The organism is Ruoffia sp. FAM 26254 (assembly GCF_045528545.1).
GTDB lineage: Bacteria > Bacillota > Bacilli > Lactobacillales > Aerococcaceae > Ruoffia > Ruoffia halotolerans.
Genome location: NZ_JBGQQY010000131.1, coordinates 1 through 268 on the forward strand (window position 1 = coordinate 1; position 268 = coordinate 268).

Below are 268 nucleotides of genomic sequence, written 5' to 3' on the forward strand. Positions count from 1 at the left end.
ACTTTTTCTTTAATGTAGACTTGTTGGTCTGCAGGAAGGACACACTTACGTCTACCACACCGTTGTTTGTTTTTCTTATATTGTTGGTAATACTCAATGGCGGTATGGCCCTCTTTTAAGAAGTTGATGACGTTATAAATGGGTGTTCTAGAACGTTTTAAACGACTGGCAATGGTCGAGACCGGAATATGTTGGTGGTAATATGATTCTATCATCACCAGTTCATCCGTGGTAAGATGGGTGTAGGTCATTTGTGGTCACTCCTTTG

At 40.7% G+C, this 268-nt stretch carries 1 pseudogene; it reads right to left on the reverse strand.

Going from position 1 to position 268, the window contains the following annotated elements:
- Positions 1-251, reverse strand: a pseudogene (locus tag ACEN3Z_RS11980) (IS30 family transposase); the annotation flags it as partial.
- Positions 252-268 lie beyond the last annotated feature (17 nt).